Source organism: Streptomyces luteolifulvus (genome assembly GCF_008806595.1).
In the GTDB taxonomy this organism is placed as follows: Bacteria; Actinomycetota; Actinomycetes; order Streptomycetales; family Streptomycetaceae; genus Streptomyces; species Streptomyces luteolifulvus.
The window spans coordinates 212,388-229,285 of record NZ_VZRB01000001.1 but is presented as its reverse complement, the minus strand read 5'-3'; the positions used below and the strand labels follow the sequence as shown (position 1 = coordinate 229,285).

The 16,898-nt window shown below is 68.8% G+C and carries 17 protein-coding genes; 1 reads left to right on the top strand and 16 read right to left on the bottom strand.

Annotated elements, in window-relative coordinates:
- Positions 1-32 precede the first annotated feature (32 nt).
- From F7R91_RS01040 to F7R91_RS00990, 11 genes are all read right to left on the bottom strand, one after another.
- Complete coding sequence (locus F7R91_RS01040; RefSeq protein ID WP_150943430.1) at positions 33-2,888, bottom strand: DEAD/DEAH box helicase; 2,856 nt, start codon at positions 2,886-2,888, stop codon at positions 33-35.
- A gap of 152 nt (positions 2,889-3,040) precedes the next feature.
- Positions 3,041-3,988 (bottom strand): twin-arginine translocase subunit TatC, encoded by a 948-nt coding sequence (gene tatC, locus F7R91_RS01035; protein ID WP_150943428.1) that lies wholly within the window; start codon positions 3,986-3,988, stop codon positions 3,041-3,043.
- Between the two features lie 47 nt (positions 3,989-4,035).
- Positions 4,036-4,326, bottom strand: a complete 291-nt coding sequence (gene tatA, locus F7R91_RS01030) for a Sec-independent protein translocase subunit TatA (protein ID WP_150943426.1) — start codon at positions 4,324-4,326, stop codon at positions 4,036-4,038.
- A gap of 261 nt (positions 4,327-4,587) precedes the next feature.
- Positions 4,588-4,782 carry a hypothetical protein gene (locus tag F7R91_RS01025; protein WP_150943424.1) on the bottom strand — a complete coding sequence of 65 codons (195 nt, stop codon included), beginning with the start codon at positions 4,780-4,782 and terminating at the stop codon, positions 4,588-4,590.
- Between the two features lie 20 nt (positions 4,783-4,802).
- On the bottom strand, positions 4,803-5,063 hold the full coding sequence (locus tag F7R91_RS01020; protein ID WP_150943925.1) for a hypothetical protein: 261 nt from the start codon (positions 5,061-5,063) through the stop codon (positions 4,803-4,805).
- Positions 5,064-5,130: 67 nt separating this feature from the next.
- On the bottom strand, positions 5,131-6,171 hold the full coding sequence (locus F7R91_RS01015; RefSeq protein WP_150943423.1) for a helix-turn-helix transcriptional regulator: 1,041 nt from the start codon (positions 6,169-6,171) through the stop codon (positions 5,131-5,133).
- A 15-nt stretch (positions 6,172-6,186) separates the two neighbouring features.
- Positions 6,187-7,140 (bottom strand): helix-turn-helix transcriptional regulator, encoded by a 954-nt coding sequence (locus F7R91_RS01010; protein ID WP_150943421.1) that lies wholly within the window; start codon positions 7,138-7,140, stop codon positions 6,187-6,189.
- A gap of 125 nt (positions 7,141-7,265) precedes the next feature.
- Positions 7,266-7,637, bottom strand: a complete 372-nt coding sequence (locus tag F7R91_RS01005) for an FKBP-type peptidyl-prolyl cis-trans isomerase (RefSeq protein WP_150943419.1) — start codon at positions 7,635-7,637, stop codon at positions 7,266-7,268.
- A 58-nt stretch (positions 7,638-7,695) separates the two neighbouring features.
- On the bottom strand, positions 7,696-8,700 hold the full coding sequence (locus F7R91_RS01000) for an FKBP-type peptidyl-prolyl cis-trans isomerase (protein ID WP_150943416.1): 1,005 nt from the start codon (positions 8,698-8,700) through the stop codon (positions 7,696-7,698).
- 105 nt (positions 8,701-8,805) lie between these two features.
- A complete protein-coding gene (gene pafA, locus F7R91_RS00995; protein WP_150943415.1) occupies positions 8,806-10,167 on the bottom strand; it encodes a Pup--protein ligase in 1,362 nt (453 codons plus the stop codon).
- Positions 10,168-10,176: 9 nt separating this feature from the next.
- Positions 10,177-11,436 carry an MFS transporter gene (locus F7R91_RS00990; RefSeq protein WP_150943413.1) on the bottom strand — a complete coding sequence of 420 codons (1,260 nt, stop codon included), beginning with the start codon at positions 11,434-11,436 and terminating at the stop codon, positions 10,177-10,179.
- Between the two features lie 128 nt (positions 11,437-11,564).
- Between F7R91_RS00990 and F7R91_RS00985 the strand changes: the two genes are divergently transcribed.
- Entirely contained in the window at positions 11,565-12,581 is a 1,017-nt protein-coding gene (locus tag F7R91_RS00985) for a LacI family DNA-binding transcriptional regulator (RefSeq protein WP_191971296.1), read from the top strand.
- 61 nt (positions 12,582-12,642) lie between these two features.
- Here the strand turns inward: F7R91_RS00985 and prcA are convergent, their stop codons facing one another.
- The 5 genes from prcA to dop form a co-directional block, all read right to left on the bottom strand.
- Positions 12,643-13,395 carry a proteasome subunit alpha gene (gene prcA, locus F7R91_RS00980; RefSeq protein WP_150943408.1) on the bottom strand — a complete coding sequence of 251 codons (753 nt, stop codon included), beginning with the start codon at positions 13,393-13,395 and terminating at the stop codon, positions 12,643-12,645.
- A 61-nt stretch (positions 13,396-13,456) separates the two neighbouring features.
- On the bottom strand, positions 13,457-14,302 hold the full coding sequence (prcB, locus tag F7R91_RS00975) for a proteasome subunit beta (protein ID WP_150943406.1): 846 nt from the start codon (positions 14,300-14,302) through the stop codon (positions 13,457-13,459).
- Positions 14,254-14,847 carry an endonuclease VII domain-containing protein gene (locus tag F7R91_RS00970; RefSeq protein WP_408056000.1) on the bottom strand — a complete coding sequence of 198 codons (594 nt, stop codon included), beginning with the start codon at positions 14,845-14,847 and terminating at the stop codon, positions 14,254-14,256. The genes prcB and F7R91_RS00970 overlap by 49 nt, the downstream gene beginning before the upstream one ends.
- A 40-nt stretch (positions 14,848-14,887) precedes the next feature.
- Complete coding sequence (locus tag F7R91_RS00965; protein ID WP_006379817.1) at positions 14,888-15,103, bottom strand: ubiquitin-like protein Pup; 216 nt, start codon at positions 15,101-15,103, stop codon at positions 14,888-14,890.
- A gap of 156 nt (positions 15,104-15,259) precedes the next feature.
- Positions 15,260-16,771, bottom strand: a complete 1,512-nt coding sequence (gene dop / locus F7R91_RS00960; protein ID WP_408055998.1) for a depupylase/deamidase Dop — start codon at positions 16,769-16,771, stop codon at positions 15,260-15,262.
- Between the last annotated feature and the right edge of the window lie 127 nt (positions 16,772-16,898).

Genomic DNA, 16,898 nt, shown 5'->3' with positions numbered 1-16,898 from the left:
GCCACGGTCCACCCGCACCCACCGACCAGCAGCTACCCCACCGACGAGTAGGCCACAACTCCCCGCAGCAACAGGTCGACCGCCTTGCGCGCGTTCTTCGGCACCGTCGAGCCCTGCGCAGGAGTACCCGCCGCGGAGATCTGACCGAGAACGTCGATCACCTGCTTGCACCACCGCACAAAGTCCCCCGCCGGCATCTCCGCCTCACGCAGCACCTCGTCGAGCCCCTTCCCCGAGGCCCATGTGTACGCGGCCCAGGCGAAGCCGAGATCCGGCTCACGCTGCCCGACGCCTTCGGTCTGGGTGATCCGGAACTCCTCCTCCAGCCCGTCCAGCCGCCCCCAGATCCGCACCATCTCCCCCAGCGCGGCCTTCGCCCTGCCGGACGGCAGCTTGGGCGCCATCGCGTCGTCGCCGACCCGCGCCTCGTACACCAACGCCGAGACACAGGCGGCCAGTTCGGCGGGGGCCAGGCCCTCCCACACCCCCGCGCGCAGGCATTCGCTGGCGAGCAGGTCGAGTTCGCCGTACAGCCGGGCCAGCCGCTTGCCGTGCTCGGTGACCTCGTCGCCGCGCAGGTAGTCCAGCTCGGTCAGCAGCGCGACGATCCGGTCGAAGGTGCGCGCGATGGTGTTCGTGCGCCCCTCGATGCGCCGCTCCAGCTGCGAGGTGTCGCGCAGCAGCCGGTGGTAGCGCTCGGCCCAACGGGCGTGGTCCTCACGGTCGTTGCAGCCGTGGCAGGGATGCGCCCGGATCGCGGTGCGAAGCCGGGCGATCTCCCGGTCGGCGGCGGCCTGCGACCGCTTCTTGCGGGCCCGCTCCGGCGGGATGTGCCCGGCCTTGGTGCGCAGCGCGGACGCGAGGTCCCGACGGGACTGCGGGGACCGCGGGTTGAAGGACTTCGGGATCCGCATCCGCTCCAGCGCCTCGACCGGCACCGGGAAGTCCATCGACGCGAGCCGCTTGACCTGCCGCTCGGCGGTCAGGACCAGCGGGCGCGGACCGTCGTGCTGCTCGAAGCCGCGGTGGCCGTTGGAGCGCCCGGCGGGCAGGCCCGGGTCCAGCACCAGCGCCAGGCCGGCGTACTTGCCGGTGGGGACGTGGATGACGTCACCGGGCTTGAGCTTCTCCAGCGCGACGGCCGCTTCGGCGCGCCGCTGGCTGGCGCCCTGCCGGGCCAGTTCGGTCTCACGGTCCTTGAGCTGGCGGCGCAGCAGCGCGTACTCCTCGAAGTCGCCGAGATGGCAGGTCATGGAGGCCTTGTAGCCCTCCAGCCCCTCCTCGTTGCGCTGCACCTGCCGGGAGATCCCGACCACCGACTTGTCCGCCTGGAACTGCGCGAACGACGTCTCCAGCAGTTCGCGCGAGCGGTGCCGCCCGAACTGCTCGACCAGGTTGACCGCCATGTTGTACGACGGCTTGAAGCTGGAGCGCAGCGGGTACGTGCGTGTGCCGGCCAGACCCGCGAGGTGCTCGGGGCTCATCCCGCGCTGCCACAGCACGACCGCGTGGCCCTCGACGTCGATGCCGCGCCGGCCCGCACGGCCCGTCAGCTGGGTGTACTCGCCGGGGGTGATGTCGGCATGCTGCTCGCCGTTCCACTTGACGAGCTTCTCCAACACCACCGAGCGCGCGGGCATGTTGATGCCGAGTGCAAGGGTCTCGGTCGCGAACACGGCCTTGACCAGTCCGCGGACGAACAGTTCCTCGACGACTTCCTTGAACGTGGGCAGCATGCCCGCGTGGTGGGCCGCGATGCCGCGCTCCAGGCCCTCCAGCCATTCGTAGTAGCCGAGGACATGGAGGTCCTCGGTGGGGATGGAGGCGGTGCGCTCCTCGACCAGGTCACGCACCTTGCCGCGCGCCTCCTCGTCGTTGAGCCTGAGTCCCGCGTACAGACACTGCTGTACGGCGGCCTCGCAGGCGGCGCGGCTGAAGATGAACGTGATGGCGGGCAGCAGGCCCTCGGCGTCGAGCCGTTCGATGACCTCGGGCCGGCTCGGCGTCCAGATGCGCGAGCGCTGTCTGCGTTCGCGTTCGCGGTCGGCCTCCCGCATGGCACGGCCGCGTCTGCGGTCCTGGTAGGAGGGGCGGCTCGCCTCCATCCGGGCCATGCGGGTGAGGTCCGGGTTGACAGCCTTCCTCTGGCCCTCGCCCTCCTCGAACAGGTCGTACATCCGCCGCCCGGCCAGTACGTGCTGGAACAGTGGCACAGGCCGGTGCTCGGAGACGATCACCTCGGTGTCGCCGCGGACGGTGTCGAGCCAGTCGCCGAACTCCTCGGCGTTCGACACGGTCGCCGAGAGGGACACCAGCGTGACCGACTCGGGCAGGTGGATGATCACTTCCTCCCATACGGCTCCGCGGAAGCGGTCGGAGAGGTAGTGCACCTCGTCCATGACCACGTGGCCGAGGCCGAGGAGGGTCCGCGAGCCGGCGTAGAGCATGTTCCGCAGCACCTCGGTGGTCATCACGACCACCGGGGCCTCGGAGTTGACGCTGTTGTCGCCGGTGAGCAGGCCGACCTTGCCGGTTCCGTAACGGCGGCACAGGTCGGCGTACTTCTGGTTCGACAGCGCCTTGATGGGTGTCGTGTAGAAGCACTTCCTGCCCTGCTGGAGGGCGAGGTGGACGGCGAACTCGCCGACGATCGTCTTGCCCGAGCCGGTGGGCGCGGCGACCAGCACGCCCTTCCCCGCTTCGAGTGCCTGGCAGGCCTCGATCTGGAAGGGGTCGAGGCCGAAGTCGTACATCTCGCGGAAGGAGGCGAGCGCGGTGGCCTGCTCGGCAGCACGCCGCCGTGCTGCCGTGTACCGCTCGGCCGGTGAGAGGTCCTCTGTCATCGTGCTTTCGAGCGTACCGGGCCCCACTGACAACAGGACGATCATTATCCGGATCAGATCCTGCTGAACCCGGGATACACGCAGCTCACAGCGCTACCGCGGCTCAAGTCCCGACGGCCGGGCAGACGCAGAAACCGGCCGCCCGCAGACGCGGAAGCGGCCGGCCGCGCCCCGTGGGCGCCCGCTGACCAGGATCGTCAGGTCACGTCGTCGTATCCGTTGACCCGGTCGGAACTCGCCTGCTCGGGCAGCGCCCGGCCGGCGGAGACGGCCTCGACCTCGCCGATGTCCTCGGGGGTGAGATCCAGGTCGGAGGCCTCGTCGTCGGCGGGGCCCGCGGCCTCCCGGACGCGCCTGCGCCGGTCGTTGAGCAGTGAGAAGGCGACCGCGCCGAAGTAGAGGACCCAGATCGGTCCGGCGAGCGCCAGCATCGTCAGCGGGTCCGTGCTCGGCGTCGCGATCGCCGCGAAGACCGTGATGCCCATGATCATGGCCCGCCACCAGCCGAGCATCCGCCTGCCGGTGATCACTCCGGTCATGTTGAGGAAGATCAGCAGCAGCGGCAGCTCGAAGGAGAGGCCGAACACGATGACCATGCGTGTGACCAGGTCGAGCAGATCGTCCAGGGGCAGCAGGTTGGAGGCGCCGGACGGTGTGAACTCGAGCAGCACCTTCGCCGTGGTGGGCAGCACCCGGTAGGCGAAGTAGGCGCCGCCGAAGAACAGCGGGACGCCCGTGCCGACAAAGGCGTAGGCGTACTTGCGCTCGTGCCGGTGCAGGCCGGGCGCGACAAAGGCCCACAGCTGGTACAGCCACACCGGCGAGGCCAGCACCACGCCGGCCATCAGCGAGACCTTCAGCGCCAGGGTGAAGGGGGTGAGCAGACCGTTGATCGTGATCTGCGCGCAGGGCTTGTCGCCCTTCGCCCTCGCCAGCTGCTCGAAGGTCTGGTCGCAGCCGACCGAGTCGAGGATCGGCCTGGTGAAGAAGTTGATGATGTCGTTGTAGAAGAAGGCGGCGACGACGGTGACGACGACGATGGCCAGCATCGCCTTCGCGAGCCGGTTGCGGAGCTCACGAAGGTGCTCCGCGAGGGGCATCCGCCCCTCGGGATCCTTCTCCTTCTTGCGGGCAGACTTCAGCAACCCACGTTCCCATCTCGTTCAGCGGGCCGGAGGTCACCGGCCCTGCGTCAGCGCTTGGTGGTGTCCGTCGGCTCGGTGACCGGGCGGGAGCTGGTCACGTCACCGGGGGCCGCCTGGATGGTGCGCGGGGCCGGGGGCTGCTGGTCGTCCTGCGGCGGGGCCGCCGGAGCGGACGCGTTGTCCTGACCCTCGGACTTCATCGCCTTCGCCTCGCTCTTGAGGATGCGAGCGGACTTGCCGAGGGAACGCGCCATGTCCGGAAGCTTCTTCGCGCCGAACAGCAGGATGATGACGACGAGGATGAGAATGATCTCGGGGGCGCCGAGCCTTCCGAACATAAGTCTTTACCTTCTCACCGAGGCGGCTGGGATGGGATGCCGTCCGACCGGTCGGACACCTGTCCGATCGATCGTCTTGTCAGCGATCGTAACGCTCAGGGGTAAACGCGTGGCAATCCCCGGGCGTACTCCCGGTCAGCGGTCCGGGCCTCGTTCTCCGGGCCGCGATCAGCAGCGTACCCGTCCGCGCTGCCGGGTTGACAGGTCGAAGTGGCCCAAAACGCACGGGCCGCGGGACTCACGTGCCGTGCACAGCGGCACTCACATCGAGTCTACGGCGCGGGCCGTGCTGACGGCCGCCCGCTCCAGGTCCTCGGCCGCCCTGCTGATGCGGCGCGCGGAGTCGGTGACCTGCCTGCCGAGGCGCTGGGCCTCCAGGAAGACCCGCACGGCGAGCACACCGAGAACGGCGAGACCCACAAAACCCACAGCTACCGCGAACATCGGCCAGAACATGACGCCGAGCCTAGACCGTCCTACAGAGTGGAGTGCAGTCGCAGGGTGCGGACCCCGCCGCCGGTCAGCAGCTCCACGATCCGCTCCCCGGCCGGCTTGCGGACGGCCGCGCCGCAGTCGGGGCAGGTGAACGAGTAGAAGGTGGTGCGGCTGGTGGCGCCGATCGCCAGGCGCAGGGCGCCGGCGGCGAGCTCGACGCTGCCCCGGCAGTCCGGGCAGCCGGCCCGGAACACCACCGGGGACACGCCCTTCATCCCGGCGAACGCGGTCGCGACCGTCATCTCACTCAAAGACCCTGCTCCCCTCGTCGTGGTCGTTCGCCTCCGGGGCGGCCGACGCCCCTCCGGCTCACTCCCGGCTGGTGTACTGCACGTCGCCCGTCGAGGGCGCCGTCGGAGCCTCGTGTGCGCCCTGTGCCTCGACACCGTCGTACGCCGCCAGCGCCATACGGGCCGCCTCGCGGGCACTGTCGGCGAGGTCGCGCGGCGAGACGATCCGGCCGTCGCGCCCGAGCCGCAGCGCCAGCCGCCGCAGCGACGTCGGATCCGGCGTCCGCAGGGAAATACGCAGCCCGCCGTCCGCAAGCTCATCCGCACTGTCGTGCGGGTAGTACTCGGCGACCCAGCGGCCGCCCGGGCCGACCTCGACGACGACCTCGGGGTCCTCGGCCGCGGGCTGCACCAGCGCCTCCGAGAGGTCGCGCAGCTCGATCTCGGGCGGCGCGGACGGCTCGTCGAGGATCCTGATCTCCGCGACCCGGTCGAGCCGGAAGGTGCGGCGCGCCTCGGAGCGCCGGCACCAGGCCTCCACATAGGTGTGGCCGACGCTGACGAGCCGGATCGGGTCGATCTCGCGTTCGGTGACCTCGTCACGGGCGGGCGAGTAGTAGCGGATCCACAGCCGGCGCCGCTCGGAGATGGCCCGGTCGACGTCCGCGAAGACTCCGCCCTCGGACTCGAAGGTCACCGACAGCCGCGAGCTGGCCCCCGCCGCCTCGCCGGCCGCGGCCTCCACCTTGGCGTTGGCGCGCAGCAGTGCCTGCCGGTCGCTCTCGCGCAGGCCGGGCAGGGTGGCCACCGCGCGGGCGGCCACGAGCAGCGCGGTCGCCTCGTCGGCGGCGAGCCGCAGGGGCTCGGCGACGTCATCGGGGTTGTGCCACCAGATGCGCTCGCCGTCGGTGTCGATGTCGAGCAGGTCGCCGCCGCGGAAGCTGGTACCGCACATGGGCAGCACATCGAGGTCGGAGACCAGTTCGTCCTCGGTGATCCCGAAGGCGCGGGCGACGTCCTCGACGCGGGCGCCCGGGCGCTCCCTCAGATACGTCACCAGGGAGAGCATCCTCCGGGTCTGGTCGATGGCGTTCGCCGGTCTGGCCGGTTTGCCCACCATGTTCTGACGTCCCCCTCAGCCCTTGGCCACGGCACGCAGCCGGTCCACCACATCGGCCCGCAGCTCGGCGGGCTCCAGGACCACCACGTCCGGCCCGAACTCCACCAGCCAGGCGTCCAGGCCGTGGCCGTACGGAATCTCCAACTCGTCCCAGCCGTCCCCGAGTTCCCGCACCGAGGTGGCCTTCGCCCGCAGCGGGTAGCCCGCGTCCGAGCGCAGCCGGATCAGCGCGGAGCGGTCGGCGGTCTCCCCCGCCCAGCTCGCGACGGTCTCGCGGACGGTGACCACGTCCGGAACGGGGGCGGTGAACCGCGCGCCGCGCGAGCGCACCTTCCCGGTGATCCGGGACAGCCTGAAGACCCGCTCGGCCCCGCGGTCGCGGTCCCAGCCGGCCAGGTACCAGTGGCCGCGCCAGCACTCCAGCGCCCAGGGCTCCACATGCCGGGGCTCGGGGCGGGCGGCGGTGGCCTTGCGGTAGTCGAAGACGACCGGTCGGCGGTCACGGCAGGCCAGCATCAGCGGCTCGAACGCGGCCTCGTGCACGGGGATGCGCGGCTCCAGGGCGCCATGGGCCTCGTACGGATCGACGTCCTCGGGCAGCCCCGCCGCACGCAGCTTCTGCAGGGCGCCGCTGGCCGCGCCCGCGAGCCGCGCCTGCTGCCACACCTTGGCGGCCAGGCCCAGCGCGGCGGCCTCCTCGGCGTCGAGGGTGATGGGCGGGAGGCGGTTGCTGTCGCGCCGGGCGAGGTAGCCGACCTCGCCGTCGAGGTTCTCGACGGTCTCGATCACCAGTCCGAGCTCGCGCAGGTCGTCCTTGTCGCGCTCGAACATCCGGTTGAAGGAATCGTCGCTGCCCGCCTCGAGGTAGGCCTCGATGGACTCACGCAGCTCGCGCTTGCTGAGCGGCCGCCGCGTCCCGAGCAGACACAGCGCCAGGTTCATCAGCCGCTCGGCCTTGGCAATGGCCATCGACGCCCTTCGCCTCCCTATGGTGCTTACGATCGACGACCGTACCGCTCCGTGGTGGCGCGGCAAAAGCCGAGGGCCCACGCCGGTACAGGCATGGGCCCCAGGTGATCGGATGCGATCGGAAATCAGACGCCGAGAAGGTCGACCACGAAGATCAGGGTCTCGCCGGGCTTGATCGCCGGGGTCGGGCTCTGGTTGCCGTAGGCGAGGTGGGCGGGGATGGTCAGCTGGCGGCGGCCGCCGACCTTCATGCCCTGGACGCCCTGGTCCCAGCCCTTGATGACGCGGCCGGCACCCAGCGGGAAGCGGAACGGCGTGCCCCGGTTCCAGCTGGCGTCGAACTCCTCGCCGGTGCTGAAGGCGACACCCACGTAGTGGACGGTGACGGTCTGGCCCGCGGCCGCCTCGGCGCCCTCACCCTCCCAGATGTCCTTGATCTCGAGGTCCGCCGGGGGCTCGCCGCCCGGGAAGTCGATCTCGGGCTTGTCGATGCTCACGTCTTTGCTCCTGCGTGTGTACGAAAGGCAACACGGACAGTCTTACATCTCCGGCACATCACATGGCGGCCAGGATGTCGACGGAGAACACCAGCGTGGAGTCCTTCGTGATGACACCGCCCGCCGGCGGATTGTCGCCGTACCCCAGCTTCGGGGGCATCACCAGCAGCACCCGGCTGCCCACCTTCTTGCCCGTCAGACCCTGCGCCAGCCCCTTGACGAGCTGCTGCATCTGGGCGAGGGAGAACGAGCTGAGCTGCTTGCGCGTGTACGTCGACTCGAACTCCTTGCCGCTGTCCCACACCAGGCCCTTGAACTGCACCAGAACCGTCTGGTCCGCCTTGACGACGGGACCGTCGCCCTCCAGGACGTACGCCGACACCAGCTTCGTCGGCGCGTCGGCGTCGGGGATGTCGATCGAGGGCGCCTTGCCGTCGGTGTTGGTGCCGACCTTGGGCAGGGCGGCGTCGCTCTGGTCGACGACCTCGCCCTTGGCCGAGCTCTTGGCGTTGAACGTGTCCTGGATGTCGATCACGAAGACGAGCGTGTCGGTGCCCTTGATGCCCGCCTGGGCGTTGCCCTCAGGGCCGTAACCCCAGGTCGGCGGGACCGCCATCACGACACGGCTGCCCACCTTCCTGCCCGCGAGGCCGTAGCGCCAGCCGTCGATGACGCTGCCCTTGGCGAGCTGGATCATCAGCGGGGTCTTGCGGTCGTAGGAGTTGTCGAAGACCTTCGCCGTGTTCCAGATCTGGCCGAGATAGTGGGCCTGCACGAAGTCGTTCTCCGCCAGCGTCTGCCCGTCGCCCGCGATCAGCGTCTTGACCGCCAGATCCTTCGACGGGTCGCCGTCGCCCTTGGCCACCGTCGGCTTCTGGCCGAACTGCGTCCCCGCGGTGACCTTCGGCAGCGGACCGTCGACGATCTTCGGCGGCGGCGGTTCGGACGGCGCGGAGGGCGAGGCACTCTCACTGGCCTTGCTCGAGTCGGACTTGTCGTCGCCGCACCCGGCGAGCGTGACCAGTCCTGCGGGCAGGGCGATGAGCAGTGAGCGTCGGCGCACGATGGAAGCCTCGTATCGGTCGATCTTGATTGATGGCGTGCGCGCAACTCTACGACGCGACGCGGGCGCCGTACGGGAAACGTACGGCGCCCGTGTTGCGTTCCCTCACATTCCGGCGATCAGTTTCTCCACCCGGTCGTCCACCGAACGGAACGGGTCCTTGCACAACACCGTGCGCTGAGCCTGGTCGTTGAGCTTGAGATGGACCCAGTCGACCGTGAAGTCCCGGCGCTGTTCCTGGGCCCGCCGGATGAAGTCGCCGCGCAGCCGGGCCCGAGTGGTCTGCGGTGGAACGGACTTGCCCTCGAAGATCTTCAAATCGTTGCAGATCCGGGTGGCTTGGCCTTTCTTCTCCAGGAGGTAGTACAGGCCACGACGACGGTGAATGTCGTGATAAGCGAGGTCTATCTGAGCGACCCTCGGGTGCGACATGGTCATGTTGTGCTTGGCCCGGTACCGCTCGATGAGCTTGTACTTCATCACCCAGTCGATCTCGGTGCCGATACGGTCGAGATCCTCGGCCTCGATCGCGTCCAGCGTGCGGCCCCACAGCTCCAGGACCTGTTCGACCGTGCCCGTGCGGATGCCCCGGCGCTCACAGAAGTCCACGGCCTTCTCGAAGTACTCGCGCTGCACCTCCAGCGCGGACGCCTCCCGGCCGCTGGCCAGACGCACCTTGCGCCGGCCCGTGATGTCATGGCTGACCTCGCGGATCGCCCGGATCGGGTTCTCCAGGGTGAGGTCCCGCATCACCGTGCCCGCCTCGATCATGCGCAGCACCAGGTCGGTGGCGCCGACCTTGAGCAGCATGGTCGTCTCGGACATGTTCGAGTCGCCCACGATCACATGCAGCCGGCGATAGCGCTCGGCGTCCGCGTGCGGCTCGTCCCGCGTGTTGATGATCGGCCGGGAACGGGTCGTCGCCGAGGAGACGCCCTCCCAGATGTGCTCGGCCCGCTGACTGACGCAGTACACTGCACCGCGCGGCGTCTGCAGCACCTTGCCCGCACCGCACAGCAACTGCCTCGTGACGAGGAACGGAATGAGGATGTCCGCAAGCCGGGAGAACTCGCCGTGCCGGGCCACGAGATAGTTCTCGTGACAGCCGTAGGAGTTTCCCGCCGAGTCGGTGTTGTTCTTGAAGAGGTAGACGTCGCCCGCGATTCCCTCCTCGTGCAGGCGTCGTTCGGCGTCCACCAGGAGTCCTTCCAGAATGCGTTCGCCGGCCTTGTCGTGGGTGACCAGTTCGATCACGTTGTCACATTCCGGTGTCGCGTATTCCGGATGTGAGCCCACGTCGAGATAGAGCCGGGCCCCGTTGCGCAGAAAGACATTGCTGCTGCGGCCCCATGACACGACACGGCGGAAGAGGTACCGCGCCACCTCGTCAGGCGACAGGCGGCGCTGTCCCCTGAACGTGCACGTGACGCCGTACTCGTTCTCCAGCCCGAAAATGCGGCGGTCCATGACTGAACATTACGCCCGATCCCCTGAGCTGAAACGGGGTTCGGCGGCACGGTTTGGATCATTTTCCGATGAAGCCGCAACCACCGCCCGCCCGGCGGGAGCTGCGAGGACCCGTCCCGTGGCCACCAGAACCAGCAGCGACACACCCCCCGCGGCACCCGGCAGGGCGAAGCCCCACAAGGCCCCGCCCGCCTCTACGACCGGCCCCGCCAGGCCCGTTCCCACCGACGCACCCACGGTGAACGTCGTCACAAGCCAGGAGAACGCCTCGGTGACCGTCCCGGTCGGCGCGTACCGGTCGACCAGGACGAAGGCACACGCGATGGCGGGCGCCAGGAACACCCCCGAAAGGACCGACAGCAGCGTCATCGCCACCGCTGACGGCATCAGCATCAGCGGCAGGTAACACACCGCCAGAAGCGCCACCAGGACCCGCAGTCGCCGCGCCGGTTCACCCGACCAGCGCCGCGCCCCATAACACACACCGCCGATGAGCGCACCCAGACCCAGGCCCGCCATCAGCCAGCCGTACACCGCGTCACCGCCGTGGTCGTCCGCGTACGAGACCGAGGCGACCGTGATGGAACCCAGCGCGAGACCCACGAAGAAGAACGCACCCAACAGGGCCACGAGTCCCGTCGAGCGCAACGCACCCAGCCAGTGCGCCTCCCGCGGCGCCGAACGCCACGCGCGCGAAGGCGGCGACACCACCACCGAAAGGGCACCCAGAACCCCGACGACGTTCAGCAAGAGCAGCGCGGCCTGCGCCGACCACAGCGACATGCACAGCGTCACCAGCAACGGCCCGACCGTGAACATGACTTCCTGCGCCACCGCATCCATGGCGTACGCCGTGTGCACCTGGTCCTCCGCACGGAGCACAGCGGGCCACAGCGCACGCAGACCGCCCTCCAGCGGCGGAGTGAACAGCCCGGCGGCCCCCACGGCGGCGTACGCCAGGGGCAGCGGACCGGTGCCGGTGAACGCGAAGGCCGTCATGGCGAGGGCCGACAGAGCCGCGGCGGGCAACTGGACCCGCGGCTGGCCGTGCAGGTCCACCAGTCGTCCCAGCACCGGCTGCCCGACGGCGTTGGCGACCCCGTAGGCCGCCGCCAGAGCGCCGGCCAGGCTGTAGCTGCCGCCCTCGGCACGGACGAACAGCACGATCGCGATCGCGGAAGTGGCGTTCGGCAGCCGGCCCACCAGCGTGCCCACGAGCAGCCGGGAGGCATGCCTCGCCCTGAGGATCTCCAGGTATCCCGTGGCCATCTCCGCCCTTCCGAACCATGACGCCGGCTGCGACGTCTGCAGTGACGCATGTAGTTTTACGTATAACGGCCTCCTCCATACGTACCATGTGCGCTGTTCACCAGTCCAGACGAAAGAGCAGGCCCACGGTGGCACGAGGCAGCACCCGCCCCACGAGCCGCGACGTCGCCGAAGCCGCCGGCGTCTCCCAGGCCGCCGTCTCCCTGGTCCTCGGCGACAAATGGCGCGGACGCGTCTCCCAACCCACCGCCGACCGCGTCCGCGAAGCCGCACGACAACTCGGCTACCGGCCCAACCTCGCCGCCCGCAACCTCCGCCTCGGCCGCACCCGCACCGTCCTCCTCGTCGTCCCCGTACTCACCACCGAATTCTTCGCCGGCGTCTACACCGGCGCCGCCAGAATCGCCGCCGAACACGGCTTCGGAGTCGTCCTCTACCCCTCCCCCGAAGGCATCGGACCGGCCAGAGACCCCTTCGCCTCCGCCCAGGCCGCCCTCGACGGCGTCATCGCCTCCTCCATGGCCGCCGACGCCCTCACCGCCATCCGCGGCGACCAACTCCCCCTCGTCATGCTCGACAGCGACCCCGAAGGCAGCCTCGGCGCCGCCACCGTCAACCTCGACATCACCGACGGCATCCGCCAGGTCACCGAACACCTGCTCGCCCTCGGCCACCGCCACTTCCTCCACCTCGCAGCCGACGTACCCTCCTGGACCTTCGACATCCGCGCCCGCGAACTCGCCACCCGCACCGCCACCGTCCCCGGCACCACCGTCCGCACCGCCCGCGCACCCATCACCATCGAAGACGCCCGCACCGCCACCGAAACCGCCCTCGGCGCACCCGGCCCCCGCCCCACCGCCCTCGTCTGCGACGACGACAAACTCGCAGCCGGCGCCTACAAAGCCATCCGCCGCCTCGGCCTGCGCATCCCCGACGACATCTCCGTCACCGGCCTCGACGACCTCGCCCTCGCCACCGCCATCGACCCCGAACTCACCACCGTCAAACTCGACGCCGAACTCTTCGGCGAACGCGGCATGCAAGCCCTCCTCGCCGTCCTGGACGGCCGAACACCGCAAGAGGGAGACATCCCCGTCCAGCTCGTCGTACGCGGCTCCACAGCCCCGCCCAGCGCCTCCTGAAACGCCCTGCGCCCCGACCGGGAAACCGGCCGGGGCGCACCCAGAGTGAGGGCGGGCTCGTCTACTCCTCCTCGTCGGAGCCCTCGTCGGAGCTCTCCGCCTCCGTGGCCGCCCCATCGCTCTCCAGCAGCCGGGCGAGCTGACGACCGACAATCCGCTTGAACTTGCGCGACTGCGGACGCGTACGGTCCAGGACCGCCACCTCCAGACGCTCCGCCGGGATCTCCCGCTCCGAACCGTTCGTGTCACGCGACAACGCCTGCACAGCCAGCTTCAGCGCCTCGGCCAGACTCATGCCGTCCTGATGCCGCTGATCCAGATAGCTGCTGATCTGCTCCGCATTACCACCCACCGCGACCGAACCGTGCTCGTCCACGATCGACCCGTCATGCGGCAACCGATAGATCTGATCGCCCTCCGGCGTCTCCCCCACCTCCGCCACGACCAGCTCCACCTCGTACGGCTTCTCGGCCGCACTGGAGAAGATCGTGCCCAGCGTCTGGGCATAGACGTTCGCGAGACCGCGGGCCGTCACATCGTCCCGGTCATAGGTGTAACCACGCAGATCGGCATAGCGGACGCCACCGATGCGCAGATTCTCGTACTCGTTGTACTTACCGGCCGCCGCGAAACCGATCCGGTCATAGATCTCACTGAACTTGTGCAGCGCACGGGACGGGTTCTCACCGACGAACACGATGCCGTCGGCATACTGCAGCACAACCAGGCTGCGGCCACGGGCGATGCCCTTACGGGCGTACTCCGCCCGGTCGGCCATCGCCTGCTGGGGGGAGACATAGAACGGCGTCGACACCGGTTATCCGTCCCTTTCTGTCGAAGTCACTGGATCACCCTGAACAACAACCGACCACCGGCTACAGCAGCGCGGCCCGAGGGCCGTCGGGCTGCTCCAGACGCCGCTCCAGAATCGAGCGGGCGATCTCGGAGGACTCGTCGTCGGTCAGCTTGCGGAAACCGTCCTCGGTGATCACGGTGACGATCGGGTAGATCCGGCGGGCGACATCGGGACCACCGGTCGCCGAGTCGTCGTCAGCCGCGTCGTACAGGGCCTGCACCACCAACGTCGTGGCCTGGTCCTCGGTCAGGTCGTTACGGAAAAGCTTCTTCATGGCACCGCGCGCGAACATCGAGCCGGAACCGGTCGCAGCGAAGTTGTGCTCCTCGGAGCGGCCGCCGGTGACGTCGTAGGAGAAGATGCGACCCCTCTCCCGGTCCACGTCATACCCCGCGAACAGCGGGACCACCGCCAGACCCTGCATGGCCATGCCCAGGTTGGAACGGATCATGGTCGACAGACGGTTCGCCTTGCCCTCCAGCGAGAGCTGCGCCCCCTCGACCTTCTCGAAGTGCTCCAGCTCCAACTGGAACAGCTTCACCATCTCGACGGCCAGACCGGCCGTGCCGGCGATACCCACCGCCGAGTACTCGTCCGCCGGGAACACCTTCTCGATGTCCCGCTGCGCGATCACATTGCCCATGGTGGCCCGACGGTCACCGGCCAGCACCACACCGCCCGGGAAGGTGACGGCCACGATCGTGGTGCCGTGCGGCGCCTCGATCACACCCTGGGTGGGCGGCAGCTGCCGGTTGCCGGGCAGCATCTCCGGCTGGTGCTCGGACAAAAAGTCCATGAAGGACGACGACCCAGGCGTCAGGAAGGCAGCTGGTAGACGCCCGGTGCTACGAGTGTTGGCTTCCACGAGGATCCTTCCAAGTAGGCGGCAGCCCGACGAACAGTGTCGGGATCATCTCCCAACTTGCCGATGGCCGAATTGCAGTTGAAGCACAGTACGCCACGGACCCTACCCGTCTCGTGACAGTGATCCACATGTACAGCCGGAGCGTTCAGGCAGATCACACAAAGGCCCACCTGAGAGGCGATCATCTCGTCACGCTCGGCTTCGGTCATGCCGTAGTGGCGCTTCAAGTGGCCCGCACGCCCCTCAATGGCCCGGCACGCCTTGCAACGCGTCGACAGGCCATCAGAGGCTGTTCTGTTGCGGTCCCACTCGGAGTGCGGCTTGATCTTCTCGCATCGCTGGCAATACTTGTGGCCCTCCGGGGCCACCACCCTCGGGCGCGGCTTTCTGCCACGGGCATCCTGACGCTGCCGGTAGTACGCCGCCGAACATTCTCTGCAATACGCCTGCAGCCCATCGCGCATGGCTTTGTTGCTTGCGAAGGCTGCCCGCGGCTTGTCCTGCTTGCACCGCGAGCAGCGTTTCACACTCTCACTGTCGAACAACCCCAACTCCCCCGCCGCCACCTTCGATTCGAAGGAGAAATCACTCTCCACCCTTCTGAACGAAGGAGCGCACGAAGTCCTCGGCGTTTTCTTCGAGCACATCATCGATTTCGTCGAGGACGGAGTCCACGTCGTCGCTCAGCTTCTCCTGGCGTTCCTTGAGGTCTTCCGATACCTGCGCCTCGGGCGCTTCCTCGACCTCCTCCGTGGAGCGCGTCGCCTTCTGCTGGCCGCCGCCGGTGTCCTTGGTCGCCATAACCCTCACCCCGCTCGGTTCGACGTTCTTGATCAGACCCTACAAGCAGGGTCCGACATCGGCCCCGCAGTTCCCTCAACGTCCGGGAACCACCTCGATGATTCCCGGACGGGGACTTTTCCACCCTGTCGGGCGGAGTCGGTGACACATACCCGCTCAGCCGCCCGACAGCACTCTGACCAGGTCTTCCGCGGTGCGGCAGCGGTCCAGGAGTTCCTTGACGTGATTTCGCGTTCCGCGAAGCGGTTCGAGGGTTGGGACGCGCTGGAGCGAGTCCCGGCCCGGGAGGTCGAAGATGACCGAGTCCCAGGAGGCCGCGGCGACGTCGTCGGCGTACTGCTCGAGACAGCGTCCGCGGAAGTAGGCCCGGGTGTCCTCTGGCGGCTTCGTACGGGCCCGCTCGACGTCGTTCTCGTCCAGGAGGCGCTTGATGCGTCCGCGGGCCACCAGGCGGTTGTAGAGGCCTTTCTCGGCGCGTACGTCGGCGTACTGGAGGTCGACGAGGTGGAGTCGGGCGGCGTCCCAGTCGAGGTTGTCGCGGCGCCGGTAGCCCTCCATGAGTTCCCGTTTGGCGACCCAGTCGAGTTCGCCGGCGAGGCTCATGGGGTCGTGTTCGAGGCGGTTGAGGGTGTCTTCCCAGCGGGCGAGGACGTCTTTGGTCTGGTCGTCGGCGTCGGAGCCGAAGCGCTCTTCCACGTATTTGCGCGACAGCTCGTAGTACTCCATCTGGAGCTGGACGGCGGTGAGTGTCCGGCCGCTGCGGAGGGTGACGAGGCGCTTGAGGGTGGGGTCGTGGGAGACCTGGTGGAGGGTGCGGACGGGCTGGTCGACGGCGAGGTCGACGGCGATGAAGCCGTCTTCGATCATGGACAGGACCAGGGCGGTCGTGCCCAGCTTGAGGTAGGTCGAGATCTCCGACAGGTTGGCGTCGCCGATGATCACGTGGAGGCGCCGGTATTTCTCGGCGTCGGCGTGGGGTTCGTCCCGGGTGTTGATGATGGGGCGTTTGAGTGTGGTTTCGAGGCCGACTTCGACTTCGAAGTAGTCGGCGCGCTGGCTGAGCTGGAAGCCGTGTTCGTGGCCGTCCTGGCCGATGCCGACGCGGCCGGCGCCGGTGACGACCTGGCGGGAGACGAAGAAGGGCGTGAGGTGGCGCACGATGTCCGAGAAGGGGGTTTCCCGCTTCATCAGGTAGTTCTCGTGGGTGCCGTAGGAGGCGCCTTTGTTGTCGGTGTTGTTTTTGTAGAGGTGGATGGGCTGGGCGCCGGGGAGCTGGGCGGCGCGTTCGGCGGCTTCGGCCATGATGCGTTCGCCGGCTTTGTCCCAGAGGACGGCGTCGCGGGGGTTGGTGACCTCGGGGGCGCTGTATTCGGGGTGTGCGTGGTCGACGTAGAGGCGTGCGCCGTTGGTGAGGATGACGTTGGCCAGGCCGATGTCCTCGTCGGTGAGCTGGCTGGCGTCGGCGGCTTCGCGGGCGAGGTCGAAGCCTCGCGCGTCGCGCAGCGGGTTCTCCTCCTCGAAGTCCCAGCGGGCCCGGCGGGCCCGGTGCATCGCCGCCGCGTAGGCGTTGACGATCTGGGACGAGGTGAGCATGGCATTGGCGTTGGGGTGACCGGGGACGGAGATCCCGTACTCCGTCTCGATGCCCATTACTCGCCGTACGGTCATGCGGCCCTCCTTGCCCGGCGGTGTCCTCGGTCGGGGACGCCGCTCAAGTACCGCTGGCGCTCCGGTGCGTGTGCGGTGCCCGTCCCCGCACTGCGCGACTCGGCGGTACGGAAGAGCCTAGAACGCC